The sequence below is a fragment of the Paraburkholderia sp. genome (assembly GCF_050742655.1).
Classification (GTDB): domain Bacteria; phylum Pseudomonadota; class Gammaproteobacteria; order Burkholderiales; family Burkholderiaceae; genus Paraburkholderia.
On the sequence record NZ_JBOIGG010000015.1, the window covers coordinates 128,493 to 145,276 of the forward strand.

The 16,784-nt window shown below is 64.2% G+C and carries 16 protein-coding genes; 3 read left to right on the plus strand and 13 right to left on the minus strand.

The window, feature by feature from the left end; genetic code table 11:
- Positions 1–13: 13 nt before the first annotated feature.
- Together ACREXZ_RS21085 and ACREXZ_RS21090 are read right to left on the minus strand one after the other, a co-directional pair.
- Positions 14–1,168 carry a PA0069 family radical SAM protein gene (locus ACREXZ_RS21085; protein WP_431766048.1) on the minus strand — a complete coding sequence of 385 codons (1,155 nt, stop codon included), beginning with the start codon at positions 1,166–1,168 and terminating at the stop codon, positions 14–16.
- A gap of 87 nt (positions 1,169–1,255) precedes the next feature.
- Positions 1,256–1,744, minus strand: a complete 489-nt coding sequence (locus ACREXZ_RS21090; protein WP_431766049.1) for an Lrp/AsnC ligand binding domain-containing protein — start codon at positions 1,742–1,744, stop codon at positions 1,256–1,258.
- A gap of 146 nt (positions 1,745–1,890) precedes the next feature.
- On the opposite strand from ACREXZ_RS21090, the gene ACREXZ_RS21095 reads away from it, so the two are divergent.
- Positions 1,891–3,177 carry a D-amino acid dehydrogenase gene (locus ACREXZ_RS21095; protein WP_431766050.1) on the plus strand — a complete coding sequence of 429 codons (1,287 nt, stop codon included), beginning with the start codon at positions 1,891–1,893 and terminating at the stop codon, positions 3,175–3,177.
- Positions 3,178–3,268: 91 nt separating this feature from the next.
- On the opposite strand, the gene ACREXZ_RS21100 is transcribed toward ACREXZ_RS21095, so the two are convergent.
- The 6 genes from ACREXZ_RS21100 to ACREXZ_RS21125 all read right to left on the minus strand — a co-directional run bounded on the left by ACREXZ_RS21100 (position 3,269) and on the right by ACREXZ_RS21125 (position 9,680).
- The gene (locus tag ACREXZ_RS21100) at positions 3,269–5,056 is read right to left on the minus strand and encodes an acyl-CoA dehydrogenase (RefSeq protein ID WP_431766051.1); all 1,788 of its coding nucleotides are present in this window, start codon (positions 5,054–5,056) and stop codon (positions 3,269–3,271) included.
- Between the two features lie 133 nt (positions 5,057–5,189).
- Positions 5,190–6,122, minus strand: a complete 933-nt coding sequence (locus ACREXZ_RS21105; RefSeq protein WP_431766052.1) for an electron transfer flavoprotein subunit alpha/FixB family protein — start codon at positions 6,120–6,122, stop codon at positions 5,190–5,192.
- 13 nt (positions 6,123–6,135) lie between these two features.
- Positions 6,136–6,885, minus strand: coding sequence for an electron transfer flavoprotein subunit beta/FixA family protein (locus ACREXZ_RS21110; protein ID WP_431766053.1), 750 nt, complete (start codon positions 6,883–6,885; stop codon positions 6,136–6,138).
- Positions 6,886–7,129: 244 nt separating this feature from the next.
- A complete protein-coding gene (locus ACREXZ_RS21115; RefSeq protein WP_431766054.1) occupies positions 7,130–7,948 on the minus strand; it encodes a MetQ/NlpA family ABC transporter substrate-binding protein in 819 nt (272 codons plus the stop codon).
- Positions 7,949–8,002: 54 nt separating this feature from the next.
- Complete coding sequence (locus tag ACREXZ_RS21120) at positions 8,003–8,656, minus strand: methionine ABC transporter permease (RefSeq protein ID WP_431766055.1); 654 nt, start codon at positions 8,654–8,656, stop codon at positions 8,003–8,005.
- The gene (locus ACREXZ_RS21125; RefSeq protein WP_431766056.1) at positions 8,646–9,680 is read right to left on the minus strand and encodes a methionine ABC transporter ATP-binding protein; all 1,035 of its coding nucleotides are present in this window, start codon (positions 9,678–9,680) and stop codon (positions 8,646–8,648) included. Before ACREXZ_RS21125 ends, ACREXZ_RS21120 begins: the two co-directional genes overlap by 11 nt.
- Before the next feature lie 230 nt (positions 9,681–9,910).
- On the opposite strand from ACREXZ_RS21125, the gene ACREXZ_RS21130 reads away from it, so the two are divergent.
- On the plus strand, positions 9,911–10,789 hold the full coding sequence (locus ACREXZ_RS21130) for a lysophospholipase (protein ID WP_431766057.1): 879 nt from the start codon (positions 9,911–9,913) through the stop codon (positions 10,787–10,789).
- Between the two features lie 11 nt (positions 10,790–10,800).
- On the opposite strand, the gene ACREXZ_RS21135 is transcribed toward ACREXZ_RS21130, so the two are convergent.
- The gene (locus ACREXZ_RS21135) at positions 10,801–11,625 is read right to left on the minus strand and encodes an enoyl-CoA hydratase (RefSeq protein WP_431766058.1); all 825 of its coding nucleotides are present in this window, start codon (positions 11,623–11,625) and stop codon (positions 10,801–10,803) included.
- 43 nt (positions 11,626–11,668) lie between these two features.
- Positions 11,669–12,592, minus strand: coding sequence for a histone deacetylase family protein (locus ACREXZ_RS21140; RefSeq protein ID WP_431766059.1), 924 nt, complete (start codon positions 12,590–12,592; stop codon positions 11,669–11,671).
- Positions 12,593–12,825: 233 nt separating this feature from the next.
- On the opposite strand from ACREXZ_RS21140, the gene mltB reads away from it, so the two are divergent.
- Positions 12,826–14,112 (plus strand): lytic murein transglycosylase B, encoded by a 1,287-nt coding sequence (gene mltB / locus ACREXZ_RS21145; protein WP_431766060.1) that lies wholly within the window; start codon positions 12,826–12,828, stop codon positions 14,110–14,112.
- Positions 14,113–14,204: 92 nt separating this feature from the next.
- On the opposite strand, the gene cysM is transcribed toward mltB, so the two are convergent.
- From cysM to rfaD, 3 genes are all read right to left on the minus strand, one after another.
- Complete coding sequence (cysM, locus tag ACREXZ_RS21150; RefSeq protein ID WP_431766061.1) at positions 14,205–15,107, minus strand: cysteine synthase CysM; 903 nt, start codon at positions 15,105–15,107, stop codon at positions 14,205–14,207.
- 239 nt (positions 15,108–15,346) lie between these two features.
- Entirely contained in the window at positions 15,347–15,682 is a 336-nt protein-coding gene (locus ACREXZ_RS21155; RefSeq protein WP_431766062.1) for a ComEA family DNA-binding protein, read from the minus strand.
- 77 nt (positions 15,683–15,759) lie between these two features.
- Positions 15,760–16,752, minus strand: a complete 993-nt coding sequence (rfaD, locus tag ACREXZ_RS21160) for an ADP-glyceromanno-heptose 6-epimerase (protein WP_431766063.1) — start codon at positions 16,750–16,752, stop codon at positions 15,760–15,762.
- Positions 16,753–16,784: the final 32 nt, after the last annotated feature.

Sequence of the window (16,784 nt, forward strand, 5' to 3'; positions counted from 1 at the left end):
CCACGCCGCGAAGCTAGAAAAGATCGAGCTGCGGACTGGGCGGCTTGCTCTTTCCAGGTACAGCAGCGCGTGGCCAGTCGACCCGTTTGAAATGCGACATGTCGAGAATGCCCCGATCGCGTTCGTTCAGACGAAGACGCTTCACGGCCTGCCGGAACCGCTGCCGTAGCAGATCGGCCCATGGACCTTCGCCCTTCATCCGATGGGCGAACGACGAGTCGTAGTCCTTTCCGCCCCGCATGTCGCGCACACGGCTCATCACGCGATCGGCACGGTCCGGAAAATGGGCGGCGAGCCAATCCTTGAACAGCGGTGCGACCTCCCACGGCAGCCTCAGCACGATATAGCTCGCGCTCGTCGCGCCCGCCTCCGCGCAGGCTTCGAGCACACGCTCCATGTCCTGCTCGGTGACGAACGGGATGACCGGCGCGATGCTGACGCCGACCGGCACGCCCGCTTCGGCCAGCGTCCGGATCGTGCGCAGTCGACGCGCCGGCGTCGCGGCGCGCGGCTCCAGCGTACGTGCGATATCGGCGTCGAGCGTGGTGATCGTGATGGCGGCCATCATCTGTCCGCGCGCAGCCATCGGCGCGAGCAGATCCAGATCGCGCTCGATCAGCGAGGACTTCGTGATCGCGGCAAACGGCTGCCCGCGGTCGTGCAGCACCTCGATCACGCGCCGCGTGAGCCGCAGGTCGCGTTCGACCGGCTGCCATGCGTCCGTGGCGACGCCAAGCGCGATCGGCTCCGGCACATACGATTTCTTCGACAACTCTCGTTCGAGCAGCTCGGGCGCGTTGATCTTCGCGTAGATCCGGCTCTCGAAATCGAGCCCCGGCGACAGGCCCAGATAGCTGTGCGTGGGCCGCGCAAAACAATAGATGCAACCGTGCTCGCAGCCTCGATACGGATTCAGCGAAACCGTGAACGGGATGTCCGGCGACGCGTTGCGCGTCAGGATGCTTTTCGCCCTTTCCTCGAACACCTGCGTGCGCAGCGGCCGCGGCTCGCCGTCCTCGTCTTCGGCTTGCTGCCATCCGTCGTCGACCTTTTCGCGCTGGTCGACTTCGTACCGGCCCTGCAGGTTCGTTACCGCGCCGCGCCCCTTGCGGGGCATCGGCGGGGCGATCGGAAATTCGATGTCGGAGGGAGAATCGGGATCGGTCATGGCGGCAACGGCAAGCAACGCTAATACTGTACAAATATACAGTGTTTACGCGCTTTGTCGAGCTCGCTGCAGCTCTGTCGCTTTGCCCTATTCGCCCACCGCGATCGTCAGCGATTCCTTGATTTCTTCCATCACGACATAGCTCTTCGACTGCACTGCGCCGGGCAGTTGCAGCAGGATGTCGCCGAGCAGTTTGCGGTAGTCGGCCATCTCGCCGATGCGCGCCTTGATCAGATAGTCGAAATCGCCCGACACCAGGTGGCATTCGAGCACTTCCGGGATCTTCTGCACTTCGCGGCGAAACTGGTCGAACATGTTGCCGCTCTTGTGATCGAGCGTGATCTCGACGAACACCAGCAGCGCCGCCCCCAGTTCCGCCGGATTCAAGCGTGCGTAGTAGCCAATGATCACGCCGTCTCGCTCCATCCGCTTCACGCGCTCGATGCACGGCGTCACCGACAGTCCGACCTGCTCGGCGAGGTCTTTCATCGCCATGCGTCCGTCCTGCTGCAGAAGCCTGAGGATCTTGTGATCGAGCTTGTCGAGCGCACGGACCGGTTGACGCTGGGTTCTCATCGTGTTTTTACTGAAAATTTGAAAAATACAATAACAAAACCTACTTAACGATCAATAGTATAGCGGTTAACACTAGGCCATCCGCGCATTACCTCGTTAATCGAATTATTCCGGCGCCGCGGCCTTTCGACCTTTCCGGAGCAGCTATGCGAGTCGTCGTTTTGGGCAGTGGCGTCGTCGGGGTGACGAGCGCTTATTATCTGGCGCGCGCGGGCCACGAAGTGACCGTTATCGATCGCGAGGCCGGTCCCGCACTCGAAACCAGCTTTGCGAATGCCGGCCAGATTTCGCCGGGCTACGCAGCGCCGTGGGCAGCGCCGGGCGTGCCGCTGAAGGCCGTCAAATGGATGTTCCAGAAGCACGCGCCGCTCGCGGTCCGGCTCGACGGCACGCAATTCCAGCTGCAATGGATGTGGCAGATGCTGCAGAACTGCACGTCGGCGCGCTACGCGGTGAACAAGGGCCGCATGGTGCGCCTCGCCGAATACAGCCGCGACTGCCTGCAGGCACTGCGCGCGGATACCGGCATCCATTACGAAGGCCGCACTGGCGGCACGCTGCAGGTGTTCCGCACGCAACAACAGCTCGACGGCGCCGCGAAAGACATCGCCGTGCTGAAAGACGCCAACGTTCCGTATGAACTGCTGTCGCCGGCCGAACTGGCGCGCGCCGAACCCGCGCTCGCCGCCGTATCGCACAAGCTCACCGGCGGCCTGCGTCTGCCGGGCGACGAAACCGGCGACTGCCAGCTGTTCACGACACGTCTCGCCGCGATGGCAGAAGCGCTCGGCGTGAAATTCCGCTACAACACGCCGATCGACGCGCTCGCGCAAGCCGGTGGCCGCATCGCCGGCGTGCAGTGCGGCGCTGAACTCGTGCGCGCCGATGCATTCGTCGTCGCGCTCGGCTCCTACTCGACGAAGTTCCTGTCCAGCATCGTCAAGATCCCGGTGTATCCGCTGAAGGGCTATTCGATCACTGCGCCGATCGTCGATGCGGCCGCTGCGCCGGTATCGACGGTGCTCGACGAAACCTACAAGATCGCGATCACGCGTTTCGACGACCGCATCCGCGTCGGCGGCATGGCGGAGATCGTCGGGTTTGACAAGACGCTGCGTCAGGCGCGCCGCGAAACGCTCGAAATGTGCGTGAACGATCTGTTCCCTGGCGGCGGCGACACGTCGAAGGCGACGTTCTGGACCGGCCTGCGTCCGATGACGCCGGACGGCACGCCGATCGTCGGCCGCACTCCAGTGCCGAACCTGTTCCTGAACACCGGCCACGGCACGCTCGGCTGGACGATGTCGTGCGGCTCGGGCCAGTTGCTCGCCGATCTGATATCGGGCAAGCAGCCCGCGATCCAGTCCGGCGACCTGTCCGTGCATCGCTATCTCGGCGAAACCGGCGGCACGCCACGTCCCGCATACGCGTAACGTCGCGCGCAACACGCGCGGTTCACGGTCGTGATGTAAAAACAAACGGCGCCGAGGCGCCGTTTGTTTTTATCGCATTCGCTGCGTCACATCAGAACTGATCCTCCGACAACGCCAGCACGCCCTCGTCGCCCTTCGCACTGACGATCGCCGCTTCGAACGCCGCGGCCTGCGGCAGCACGTGTTCCGCAAAGAACTGCGCGGTCGCGATCTTCGCGCCGTAGAACGACGGATCGTCGGCATGCTTCTGCGTCGCGACGAGCAGCGCGCGCGCCATCTGCCAGCCGCCCAGTACGATACCGGCGAGCTTCAGATACGGCACGCTGCCTGCGAACACCGCGTTCGGATCGCGCTTCGCGTTATCGAGTACGAACTTCACCGCCGCTTCGAGCGAGCGGCGCCCCTGTTCGAGCTGCCGCTGCATCGACGCGCATGCGGTGCCCTGCTCGCGGCCCAGTTGCTCGACGGTCTGCGCGATCCCGGCGAGCAGCGTCTGCGCGACCGCGCCGCCGTCGCGCAGCGTCTTGCGGCCGATCAGATCGTTCGCCTGGATCGCGGTCGTGCCTTCGTAGATCGGCAGAATCCGTGCATCGCGATAGAACTGCGCGGCGCCGGTTTCCTCGATGAAACCCATGCCGCCGTGCACCTGCACACCAAGGCTCGTCACGTCGATCGACAGCTCCGTGCTCCAGCCCTTCACGATCGGCACGAGGAATTCGTAGATCGCCTGATGCTGCGTGCGCTGCGCATCGTCCGGGTGACGGTGCGCGATGTCGCAGTGCGATGCCGCGACGTACGCGAGCGCACGCGAACCTTCAGTGAGCGCGCGCATCGTTGCGAGCATCCGGCGTACGTCCGGATGATGAATGATCGACACCGACTGCTTCGCGGAACCGTCGACCGGACGGCTCTGCACGCGGTCCTTCGCATACGCGACGGCCTTCTGATACGCACGGTCCGACACCGCAACGCCCTGCATGCCCACCGCGAAACGCGCGGCGTTCATCATGATGAACATGTACTCGAGGCCGCGATTCTCTTCGCCGACCAGATAGCCGAGCGCGCCGCCGTGATCGCCGAACTGCAGCACCGCCGTCGGGCTCGCCTTGATGCCGAGCTTGTGTTCGATTGACACGCAGTGCACGTCGTTGCGTTCGCCGAGCGACCCATCCGCGCCGACGAGAAATTTCGGCACGATGAACAGCGAAATGCCTTTCACGCCTTCGGGCGCATCGGGTGTGCGGGCGAGCACGAGATGGACGATGTTCTTCGCCATGTCGTGCTCGCCCCACGTGATGAAAATCTTCGTGCCGAACACGCGGTATGCGCCGTCACCGGTCGGCTCCGCGCGCGTGCGCACCAGCGCGAGATCGGAGCCGGCCTGCGGCTCGGTGAGATTCATCGTGCCGGTCCATTCGCCGGAGATCAGCTTCGGCACGTACACCTGTTTCTGTTCCTCGGTGCCGGCGGTGAGCAGCGCCTCGATCGCGCCGTCGGTCAGCAACGGGCACAGCGCAAACGACAGATTGGACGCGTTGAGCATTTCGATGCACGGGGTCGCGATCAGCTTCGGCAGGCCCTGGCCTTCGTAGTCGGCGGGATGCTGAACGCCTTGCCAGCCGCCTTCGGAGAACTGGCGAAAGGCGTCGCGAAAGCCCGGCGACGCGGTGACAGCCCCGTCCTTCCAGCTGCTCGGATTGCGGTCGCCTTCGATGTTCAGCGGCGCCAGAACTTCGCCGCAGAATTTCGCCGATTCTTCGAGGACCGCCTGCGCGGTCTCGAGATTCGCGTCCTCGAAACCCGGCAGTGTCGCGATGTGTTCGAGATCCGCCAGTTCTTTCATGACGAACAGCATGTCCCGGATGGGCGCGTTGTACATGTCAGTTCTCCTCCTGCCTGCAATGTGCGATGTGCGAAGTTAAAAGGGGCGCGGGACCGCAGGCCCCACACCCCTTTCGACCCTTCGCCCGATTACGGCCGGACGCCTGTTGAGCGGCGCTGTCCGGCAGTGCTCAAAGCTCGTTGACGAGTTCGGGGACCACGGCGAACAGATCGCCGACGAGCCCGTAATCGGCCACGCTAAAAATCGGCGCTTCCGGATCCTTGTTGATCGCGACGATCACCTTCGAGTCCTTCATCCCCGCCAGATGCTGGATCGCGCCGGAGATCCCCACCGCGATGTACAGCTGCGGCGCGACGATCTTGCCGGTCTGTCCGACCTGGTAGTCGTTCGGCACGTAGCCAGCATCGACTGCCGCGCGCGATGCGCCGAGCGCTGCGTTCAGCTTGTCGGCGAGCGGCTCGAGCACCTTCGTGTAGTTCTCGCCGCTGCCCAGACCACGGCCACCCGACACGATGATCTTCGCGCTCGTCAATTCAGGACGGTCCAGCTTCGTCACTTCGCGGCTCACGAACTGCGAGAGGCCGGAGTCGGCCGCTGCGTCGATCTTCTCGACCGATGCGCTACCGCCTTCCGCCGCAACCGGGTCGAAACCGGTCGTACGCACCGTGATGACCTTGATCGGGTCCTGCGACTGCACCGTGGCGATCGCGTTGCCCGCGTAGATCGGGCGTTCGAACGTGTCCGCGCTGTCGACCGCGGTGATGTCGCTGATCTGCGCAACGTCGAGCTTTGCCGCGATACGCGGTGCCACGTTCTTGCCGTAGGCGGTGGCCGGCGCAAGGATGTGCGTGTAGTTCTTCGCGATGTTCACCACCGTCGCCTCGACGTTCTCCGCGAGGCCTGCTTCGAGTTGCGCTGCGTCGGCGAGCAATACCTTGCTCACGCCCGCGATCTTTGCCGCTGCATCGGCCGCGCCCTGCGCGTTGTGACCCGCGACCAGCACGTGAATGTCGCCACCGATCTTCTGCGCCGCTGCGATTGTGTTCAGCGTCGAGGCCTTGATCGATGCACTGTCGTGTTCTGCTATTACCAGATTTGTCATGTCGTCCGTCTCCTCACAGCACCTTGGCTTCGGTCTTAAGCTTGTCGACCAGCGCCTTCACGTCCGGCACCTTCACACCGGCTGCGCGCTTCGGCGGCTCGACCACCTTCAGCGTCTTCAGACGCGGGCTCACGTCCACTCCGAGGTCTTCGGGCTTCACGATTTCGAGCGGCTTCTTCTTCGCCTTCATGATGTTCGGCAACGTCACGTAGCGCGGCTCGTTCAGGCGCAGATCGGTGGTAATCACCGCCGGCAGCGTCAGCGCCAGCGTTTCGGCGCCGCCGTCGACTTCGCGCGACACCGTGGCTTTGCCATCCGCCACGACGACCTTCGATGCGAAGGTGGCCTGCGGCAGGTTAGCGAGCGCCGCGAGCATCTGGCCGGTCTGGTTCGAGTCGTCGTCGATGGCCTGCTTGCCGAGGATCACCAGTTGCGGCTGCTCCTTGTCGACCAGCGCCTTCAGCAGCTTCGCGACCGCAAGCGGCTGCAGGTCTTCATTCGATTCGATCAGGATCGCGCGATCCGCGCCGATCGCCAGCGCTGTACGCAGCGTTTCCTGCGCCTGCGTGACGCCCGCCGACACTGCGATCACTTCGGTCGCGACACCCGCTTCCCGCAACCGCACCGCTTCTTCTACCGCAATCTCGTCGAACGGGTTCATCGACATCTTCACGTTCGCAATGTCGACGCCCGTGCCGTCCGATTTCACCCGGACCTTCACGTTGTAGTCGACCACTCTCTTTACTGGCACCAGGATTTTCATTCACACGCTCCAAAGTTACGAATACGTCAACCCAGCGGCCATTATAACGACTGCCCCTTTCCCGGCAGCCCCGCCGAAGGTAGGGTCCTCGAAGATATCGCGTCTCAGCGACGTGCCGACAATAGCGAACGATCGTTCTATTCTAAGCGAAAAAAAACCCGGACGCCAAGTCCGGGTCCTGATCCGCGCTTCTAATCGAGCCGTGCGGCACGGTTTGCGCGGTAGGTCCGCACATCTGCCGGGATCACCAGGCCGCGATCACCGAGCCGCTGAACCGGCTCGCGATGAACTGCTTCACTTCCGCCGAGTGATACGCGGCGACGAGCTTCGCGACCCACGGCTTGTTGCGATCGGCTTCGCGGATTGCGAGGATGTTCACGTACGGCCCCTTCGGGTCTTCGAGCGCGATCGCATCCTGGGTCGGCTTCAGCCCCGCTTCCATCGCGAAGTTCGTGTTGATCGCCGCGGCGTCGACGTCGCCGAGCGAGCGCGGAATCTGCGCCGCATCGAGTTCGACGATCTTCAGCTTCTTCGGGTTGTCGACGATATCGAGCGGCGTGGCTTTCAGGCCCGCGTCGGCGCGCAGCTTCAGCAAGCCGTTCTTCTGCAGCAGCAGCAACGCGCGACCGCCGTTGGTCGGATCGTTCGGCACCGCGATCTTCGCGCCCGCCGGCAATTCCGCTAGCGACTTGACCTTCTTCGAATAGATGCCCATCGGGAACGTCACGGTATCGGCGATCTTGATCAGCTTGTAGCCGCGATCCTTGATCTGCGACTGCAGATAGGGCTCGTGCTGATAGCTGTTCGCGTCGAGATCGCCGGCGGCCAGCGCGGCGTTCGGCTGCACGTAATCGGAGAATTCGATGACCTTGATGGTCAGGCCGTTCTTCGCGGCGACGCTCTTCACGACGTCCATCAGTTGCGCGTGCGGGCCGCCGGTGACGCCGACCTTGATGGTGTCTTCAGCGTGTGCCGGCGTGGCGAACAGCGCGGCCGCGAGCGAGGTGACACTGAATGCAGCACTGAACGCGGCCGCGAATCTGACGATGGAACGACGTTGCATGACTCACCTTTTTCTATTTTCTGTGAACGTATGAAGCCGTGTGCGAGGCCCAGGTTATTTATGGCTCAACCGACGCACGAGCCAATCCCCGAACGACTGCACCACTTGCACGAACACGATCAGGATCACGACGACCGTGAGCATCACCTCCGGCAGGAAGCGCTGATACCCGTAGCGGATGCCGATATCCCCGAGCCCACCGCCGCCGATCGCGCCGGCCATCGCCGAATAGCCGACCAGCGAAACGAACGTGATCGTCAGCCCGGCGACGACGCCCGGCAGCGATTCCGGCAACAGCACCTTGAACACGATCTGGCGGGTGGTCGCGCCCATTGCCTGAGCGGCTTCGATCAGCCCGCGGTCCACTTCGCGCAATGCCGTCTCGACGAGCCGCGCGATGAATGGCGCCGCCGCGATGGTCAGCGGCACCACAGCCGCCGCGGTACCGATCGACGAACCGACGACGAGTCGCGTGAACGGAATCACCGCGACCAGCAGGATGATGAACGGCGTCGAACGCACCGCATTGACGGCGATGCCCATCACGCGATTCACGGCGACGTTCTGCAGCACGCCCTGACGATCGGTCAGATACAGCAGCACGCCGAGCGGCACGCCGACGAGTGCGCCGATCGCTCCGGAAATGCCCACCATCACGAGCGTTTCCCAGAACGACTGCACGAACATATCGAACATTTCACTCAACATACGACAGCTCCTCGACGACGACGCCCTGCTCGCGCATGAACGCGATGGCCTGCGCGACCTTCACCGGTTCGCCGCCCGCGAGCACCGCGAGCGAACCGAATGCCTGCCCCTGTATCTCGTCGATCTGGCCATGCAGGATGTTGAAATCGAGCTCATAGCGGCGAATCGTCTCCGACAGGATCGGTTGATCGACACCCGAGCCGGTGAACGCAAGCCGCAGCAGATGGCCGCTGCCCGTCTTCAGCCGCTCGGCGACCCGCGCCTTCATCGCGGGTGGCAGTTCCTGCGCGATCACATCGCCGATCAGTGCGCGCGTCACCTCGTGATGCGGCTGCAGGAACACGTCGATCACCTTGCCCTCTTCGACGACCCGACCCGCATCGAGCACCGCGACGCGGTCGCACACCTGCTTGATCACGTCCATCTGGTGCGTGATAAGCACGACGGTCAAACCGAGTTCACGGTTGATGCGCCTCAGCAGATCGAGGATCGCACGGGTGGTTTCGGGGTCGAGCGCGGACGTCGCCTCGTCGGACAGCAGCACCTTCGGCTGGCTCGCGAGCGCACGCGCGATGCCCACGCGCTGCTTCTGGCCGCCGCTGATCTGCGCGGGATGGCGGTCGCGTTGCGCGGACAGCCCGACGAGTTCGAGCAGCGGCTCGACGGTCGCCTGGATTTCCGCGCGCTTCATGCCGGCCAGTTCGAGCGGCAGCGCGACGTTATCGTAGACAGTGCGCGACGACAGCAGGTTGAAGTGCTGGAAGATCATGCCGATCTCGCGACGCGCTTCGCGCAACTGGGCGGAGGGCAACGTCGTGAGATCGCGGCCATCGACGACGATGTTGCCTTCGGTCGGCCGCGTCAGCAGGTTGATCGTGCGCACCAGCGTGCTCTTGCCAGCGCCGCTACGTCCGATGATGCCGAACACTTCACCGCGGGGAATCGACAGATTGACGTTATGCAGCGCTTCGACCCAACCGCGGGGCCCCGCGAATCGCTGCGAGATATTGCGTAGTTCGATCATGAAAACGAAACGGCGGTCTGCCGGGCAACGTATCGCCGCCGACGGTCAGCCGCCGCTGCTGGTATCGGAATAAGGCCGCGATTTTACCGCAGCGTCGACATTTCCCTTAATAATCAATTCCGATCTTTTCATAACGGAGAAGAATTAGAGGTGGCTCGCGGTGCGTCGGCGTGCGCCGGGCGCGCGGCGCCTCTATGATCGTGCGCACCACGATAAAAACGGAGAGGGCCATGGAGACAACCCGCCAGGACGCGTCCGCGGGCACCGCGTATGCCGCGCCGCAACTGTCCGGCGCGATGACCGCCGACGGCGTCGAATTGCCGCTGTACCGCTGGCCGACGACGGGCGCACCCCGCGCCACGGTCGCGCTGCTGCACGGCCTCGCTGAGCATGCGGGACGCTATGCCGCGCTTGCGCAGCGTCTGAACGACGCCGGCATCGAACTGCTCGCGATCGATCTGCGCGGCCACGGCCGCGCGCCCGGTCGCCGCACATGGGTCGAGCGCTTCGACGACTATCTGCACGACGCGGATGCACTCGTCGGCGTCGCCAGCCGCAGTGGCGCGCCACTGTTCCTGATGGGACACAGCATGGGCGGCGCGATCGCCGCGCTGTACGCGATCGAACGGAGCCGTCCGCTCGCCGGCCTGATCCTGTCGAGTCCCGCGCTCGCGCCGGGACGCGATGTGCCGCGCTGGATGACCTCGTTGAGCCAGGTGATCAGCCGCGTATGGCCAGGCTTTCCCGCGCTGAAGATCGACGCGTCGCTGCTGTCGCGCGACCCGACGGTCGTCGCGGCAAACCTCGACGATCCGCTCGTGCACCACGGCGCCGTTCCCGCACGCACGGGTGCGGAACTGCTGCTCGCGATGGCGCGCATCGAGCGGGGCCGCGAGGCGCTGCGCGTCCCGCTGCTCGTGTATCACGGCACCCTCGACAAGCTCACTGAGCCGGACGGCAGTCGCGCGTTCGGCGCGCATGCGGGCTCGCCGGACAAGACGCTGACGCTGTACGAAGGGAGCTATCACGAGACGATGAACGACCTCGACCGCGACCGCGTGATCGACGCGTTGATCGCGTGGATCACATCGCACAGCACGCGTGTCTGAACGGGCCCAGGCTATCGCGACCAGTCAGGTGGACGTTTGTCGATGAACGCCTGCACGCCCTCGAGCGCCGACTCGTCCATCATGTTGCAGGCCATCGTGTGGCCGGCCAGTTGATACGCGGCCTCGACACCCATCTCGAGCTGCCGGTAGAACAGCGCCTTGCCCGCAAGCACCGCTTCGCGCGGTTTCGCGCAGATGCTCGCGGCGAGCGCCGCGACAGTCGCGTCGAGTTCGTCGAGCGGCGCGACGCGATTAACGAGCCCTTGCTGCTGCGCGCGATGCGCATCGATGAATTCGCCGGTCAACAGCATTTCGAGCGCCGCCTTGCGCGACAGATTGCGTGACAGCGGCACTGAAGGCGTCGCGCAGAAGAGCCCGAGGTTCACGCCCGACACCGCGAAACGCGCGGTATCCGCGGCAACCGCGAGGTCGCACATCGCGACCAGCTGGCAACCCGCAGCCGTTGCAATGCCGTGCACCCGCGCGATCACGGGCTGCGGTAGCCGCTGGATCGCCAGCATCACTTTCGAGCAGCGCGCAAACAATGCTTCGTAGTACGCGGCCGACGGCGCAGCGCGCATCTCCTTCAGATCGTGGCCTGCACAGAACGCACGTCCCGCGCCGGCGATCACGATCACGCGCGCATCCGACTGCGCGAGCGCCGTGAGCCGCGTGTGCAGCTCGTCGAGCATGGCCTCGGACAACGCGTTGAACGCATCCGGCCGGTTGAGCGTCAGGCACGCGACGCCGCGCACGCCGAACGCATCGTGCGTGAGTTCGACGAGCGCGCCACCCGGATCGGCGGCATCGGGGAACGAATGGGGTATTGCGCTCATGACGCACTCCCTGTCGCGGACGATCTCACCGCGGCAAAACGATCTAGATACCGGCCAGCGCGCGCACGTGCGCAACCACGCTGCGTCCGAGCGCCGACAGGTTGTAGCCGCCCTCGAGACAGCTGACGATGCGACCTCCCGCGTAGCGGTTCGCGATGTCGCGAATCTGGTCGGTCAGCCACACGTAGTCGTCCTCGACGAGACCCATGTTGCCGAGATCGTCCTCGCGATGCGCATCGAAACCGGCGGACACGAACAGCATCTCCGGCTTGAACGCATGCAAGCGCGGCAGCCACAGCAGATCGACAGCCTCGCGCACCGCCATGCCTTTCGAGCGCGCTGGCATCGGCACGTTGACCATGTTCGCAGCCTGGTGGTCCGCGCCGGAAAACGGATAGAACGGATGCTGGAAGAAACTGCACATCAGTACACGCGGGTCGCCGGAAAACGCGGCTTCCGTGCCGTTGCCGTGATGCACGTCGAAATCGACGACCGCGACGCGCTCGAGGCCGTGCACCTCCAGCGCGTGACGCGCCGCGATCGCGACGTTGTTAAAGAAGCAGAAGCCCATCGCGCGCGCGGGCTCCGCGTGATGGCCCGGCGGCCGCACCGCACAGAACGCGTTGTCGTAGCGCCCTTCTATCACGGCATCGGTCGCGGCGACCGCAGCACCCGCCGCGCGCAACGCGGCCTGCCACGAATGCCGGTTCATCGTCGTATCGGGGTCGATCTCCGCATAGCCTTCCGACGGCGCGCGATCGCGCAGGTAGTCGACATGCGCCTGCGTATGCACGCGAAGCAGCGCGGTTTCATCGGCGAGCGGCGGCGACTCGCGCTCGATCAGCCCGTCGATGCGGCTCGCGATCAGTTGATCTTCGATTGCCTGCAGACGTGCGGGGCACTCGGGATGCCACTGCCCCATTTCGTGCAGCAGACAGTCGGTGTGGGAGTAGAAGCCTGTGGCCATGAATGGTGTTCTGCCGGGCAGCGCGAGGCGTGCGCGGCGTGTCTCCGTCTGGGCGCGGCGGCGCGCGCGAATAAACGTCAAGTTACCACACGACGCGTCCACGCAACGCAGCTGCGACACCGGGCGGTTTTCGTCCGGAGGCCGGGAAAGCGTCGGGTATACTTACCTGAGCTCATCTGGGCTGCCCCGAGTTCTCCTCGTGTTCTCTTCGCCCCGCGCACAATCCACTCCCTATGACTGTCAAGCTTGCATCGCCCGCCTCGGCAACGACGTTCCCACGCGTATCGAACCGGTTCAGCGCCACGACTCTGGCTGCAATGACAGCGGCACTCTGCCTGATCGCGGGCAGCCGTCCAGCACATGCACAAACGACACAAACACCGCTGACAGCGCCGCGGTCCGCACTGCTCGCGCAGGCCCAACCGCAGCCGACGGTGCCGCAAGGACAGACATTCGAAGAAGAGATCATCCCGCAGCGCTATGCGAACAACGCGAACGTCGATGCGTTCATCAACGACATGGTCGCGCGTTACGATTTCGATCCGGCCGCGCTGCATACGCTGTTCGCCGGCGTCAGCTATTCGGCGACGGCCGTGAAGCTCGTTACGCCGTCGCCGTCGCCATCGATCAAGAACTGGCGCGTGTATCAGTCGCGTTTCCTCGATCCGGTCCGGATCAATGCGGGCGTGCGCTTCTGGCGCAACAACCAGGCGACCCTGCAGCGCGCATACGAGGAGTTCGGCGTGCCGCCCGAAGTGATCGTCGGCATCATCGGCGTCGAGACGATCTACGGCCGCTACATGGGCAACTTCCGCGTGCTCGACGCGCTCACGACGCTCACGTTCGACTATCCGGACACGAAGAATCGCTCGGATCGCGAGGCGACGTTCCGCAAGAATCTCGAAGACTATCTTGTGTGGACGCGCGATTCGCAGATCGATCCGACCACCGTGCTTGGCTCGTACACCGGCGCGATCGGTATTCCGCAGTTTCTGCCGAGCAGCATCGTGCAGTATGCGGTCAACTACGACGGCAACAGGCAGATCGATCTGCGCACGAGCCCGGTTGATGCGATCGGCAGCGTCGCGAATTATCTGAAGCAGAACGGCTGGGAGAACGGCCGGCCGGTGGTGTGGAAGATCGGCAGCGACGCGGGCAGCCAGGGCATCGCGCAAGCGGCCGCGGACGGCCAGCCGGAACCGCACTGGCCGCTCGCGCAACTGCTGCGCGCCGGCCTCGTGCTCGATGAACCGACGCTCGACATCGCCGCCGAAGCCGGCACGCCGGTCACGGTGGTCGATCTGCCGACGCCCGGACGGCCGACCGGGTACAAGCTCGGCCTGAAAAATTTCTACGTGCTGACGCGTTACAACCGCAGCTTTTTCTATGCGCTTGCGGTGTATCAGCTGGGCGAACGCATCAAGGCGCAGATGGCCGCGACGGATGATGCGACGACAGCTGCGCCCGCGCCGTCACCTATACCCGCACCGGCCGCTGCGCCGAATCCCGCGATTCAGTGAGCACGTCGTTCGCTCACCGATGAAGCAATAAAAAAGCGCCGGTCGGCGCTTTTTTATTCATGCGTGCCTCTGCGGAACCTACCGCAATGGAATCAGGCCGGGAACACACCCGTCGACAGATAGCGGTCGCCGCGATCGCAAACGATGAATACGATCGTCGCGTTCTCGACCTGACGCGCGACCCGCAGCGCGACCTCGCACGCACCAGCCGACGATATCCCGCAGAAGATCCCTTCGACCGACGCAAGCCGTCGCGCCATCGCTTCCGACGCCGCCTGGCTCACATTCTCGACGCGATCCACGCGACTGCGATCGAAAATCTTCGGCAGATACGCCTCCGGCCATTTGCGGATGCCCGGAATGCGCGAACCCTCTTCCGGCTGCGCGCCGACGATCTCGATCGCCTCGCTCTGTTCCTTCAGATACTGCGACACGCCCATGATCGTGCCGGTCGTGCCCATCGCCGAGACGAAGTGCGTGACGCGCCCTTCGGTATCGCGCCAGATTTCCGGACCGGTCGATTCGTAATGCGCGACCGGGTTATCCGGGTTCGCGAACTGGTCGAGGATCACGCCCTTGCCGTCGCGCTGCATCTGCTCGGCGAGATCGCGTGCGTACTCCATGCCGCCTGTCACCGGCGTGAGCACGATCTCCGCGCCGTACGCGCCCATGCTCTGCCGGCGTTCGATCGACAGATCCTCCGGCATGATCAGCACCATCTTGTAGCCGCGAATCGCCGCAACCATCGCGAGCGCGATGCCGGTATTGCCGCTCGTCGCTTCGATCAGCGTGTCGCCCGGCTTGATGCGGCCGCGCGCTTCAGCCTTGCGAATCATCGACAGCGCGGGCCGGTCTTTCACTGAGCCCGCCGGGTTATTCCCTTCGAGCTTGCCAAGGATCACGTTGTTGCGACTGCGGATCTCGTCGTCAGGCAAGCGGACGAGCTGAACGAGCGGCGTATTGCCGATCGTGTCTTCGATTGTTTTGTAGGCCATATGCGATTGATTGCCGGACGATCAGTAATCCATCGATTCTAAACCACCGCGCACCGCCCCGCTCTGCGCCCCTGCTACCAGTACAGGTAGCGGGTGGATTTAAAGCACCGCGCGCGGCGCTCGTGTTTCGCGGCGGCAACGCAAAAAACCCGCGGCGAGTACCGCGGGAGCCAGTCATCTGAACGACGGCTGAAGGAGTGATCTCATCGTGGAAACCCGACCGTAGCCAGAGCGCCTGGCTATTTCTTCGCCACCGTCGTAGCGTCCTTCACCGCGGGTACGGCCTTCGCAGTCTGTGTGCCAGCAGCAGCGCCAGCCGGACCGACAGCGAGACCCTCCGCCTGCAGCCGCTCGATGGTATGCCCACCCATACCCTTGACGCGCTTGCCGAGATCGCTCGCGTCCTTGAACGGACCGTGAGCGCTGCGCTCGTCGAGAATCGCCTTTGCTTTCGCCGGGCCAATGCCCTTGATGCCGCGCAGTGCGTCTTCGTTCGCCGTATTGACGTCCACCGCCGCATACGCGTGACCGAACGCGGCGAGCATCGCCGCCGTAACCATGAATTTTCGGAACATATGGAATCTCCCTGATACCACCGGCCGGCGACGATCGCCGACCGGGAGATCCCAGTGTAAGGACGCGGGAGAGGGTTTTATAGCTGGCCGAACAGCCAACGCACGTAGCGGTCGACGCCTTCCTGCACCGTCAGGAATGGCGCATCGTAGCCGGCCGCGCGCAGCTTCGTCGGGTCGGCCTGCGTGAAGCACTGGTACTTGCCGCGCAGTGCGTCCGGGAACGGCACGTATTCGATCAGCCCTCGCTGCACCTGCTCGGCGAGCGACAGCGGTGCCTCGCCGTCCAGCGCGCGCAGCGTGTTGACGACGCTCGTCGCAATGTCGTTGAACGGCTGTGCGCGGCCTGTGCCCAGATTGAAGATGCCCGACTTCTCCGGGTGATCGAAGAAGAACAGATTCACCTTCGTCACGTCTTCGACCGACACGAAATCGCGCGTCTGCTCGCCTGCACCGTACCCGTTGTATTCGCCGAACAGCTTGACCTTGCCTTCCGCGCGGAACTGGTTGAAGTTGTGAAACGCCACCGAGGCCATGCGCCCCTTGTGCGTTTCGCGCTGCCCGTACACGTTGAAATAGCGGAAGCCCGCAATCTGGCTCTTCGCGGTGGGCAGCACGCGGCGGATCACCTGGTCGAACAGGAACTTCGAATAGCCGTACACGTTCAGCGGCGCTTCCACTTCGCGATCTTCGACGAAGCGGCTCGAGCCGCCATAGATCGCCGCCGACGATGCGTACAGGAACTGCGCGCCCTGCGCGAGACACGCGTCGAGCACCGCGCGGCTGTAGCGGAAGTTGTTGTCCATCATGTAGCGGCCGTCGGTTTCCATCGTGTCCGAACAGGCACCTTCGTGGAATACCGCGCGCACCTTGCCGAAGTCGCCGCGCGCGAAACGCTCGACGAATTCGGTCTTGTCGAGATAGTCGTCGATCTCGCAGTCAACGAGGTTCTTGAACTTGTCGGCGCGTGTGAGGTTGTCGACGGCAATGATGCGCTGCTCGCCGCGCTCATTGAGCGCCTTGACGATGTTGCTGCCGATGAAGCCGGCTGCGCCGGTGACGATGAGAGTCATGGTCGTCCTGCGTTGAGTGAAAACCGCCGGGC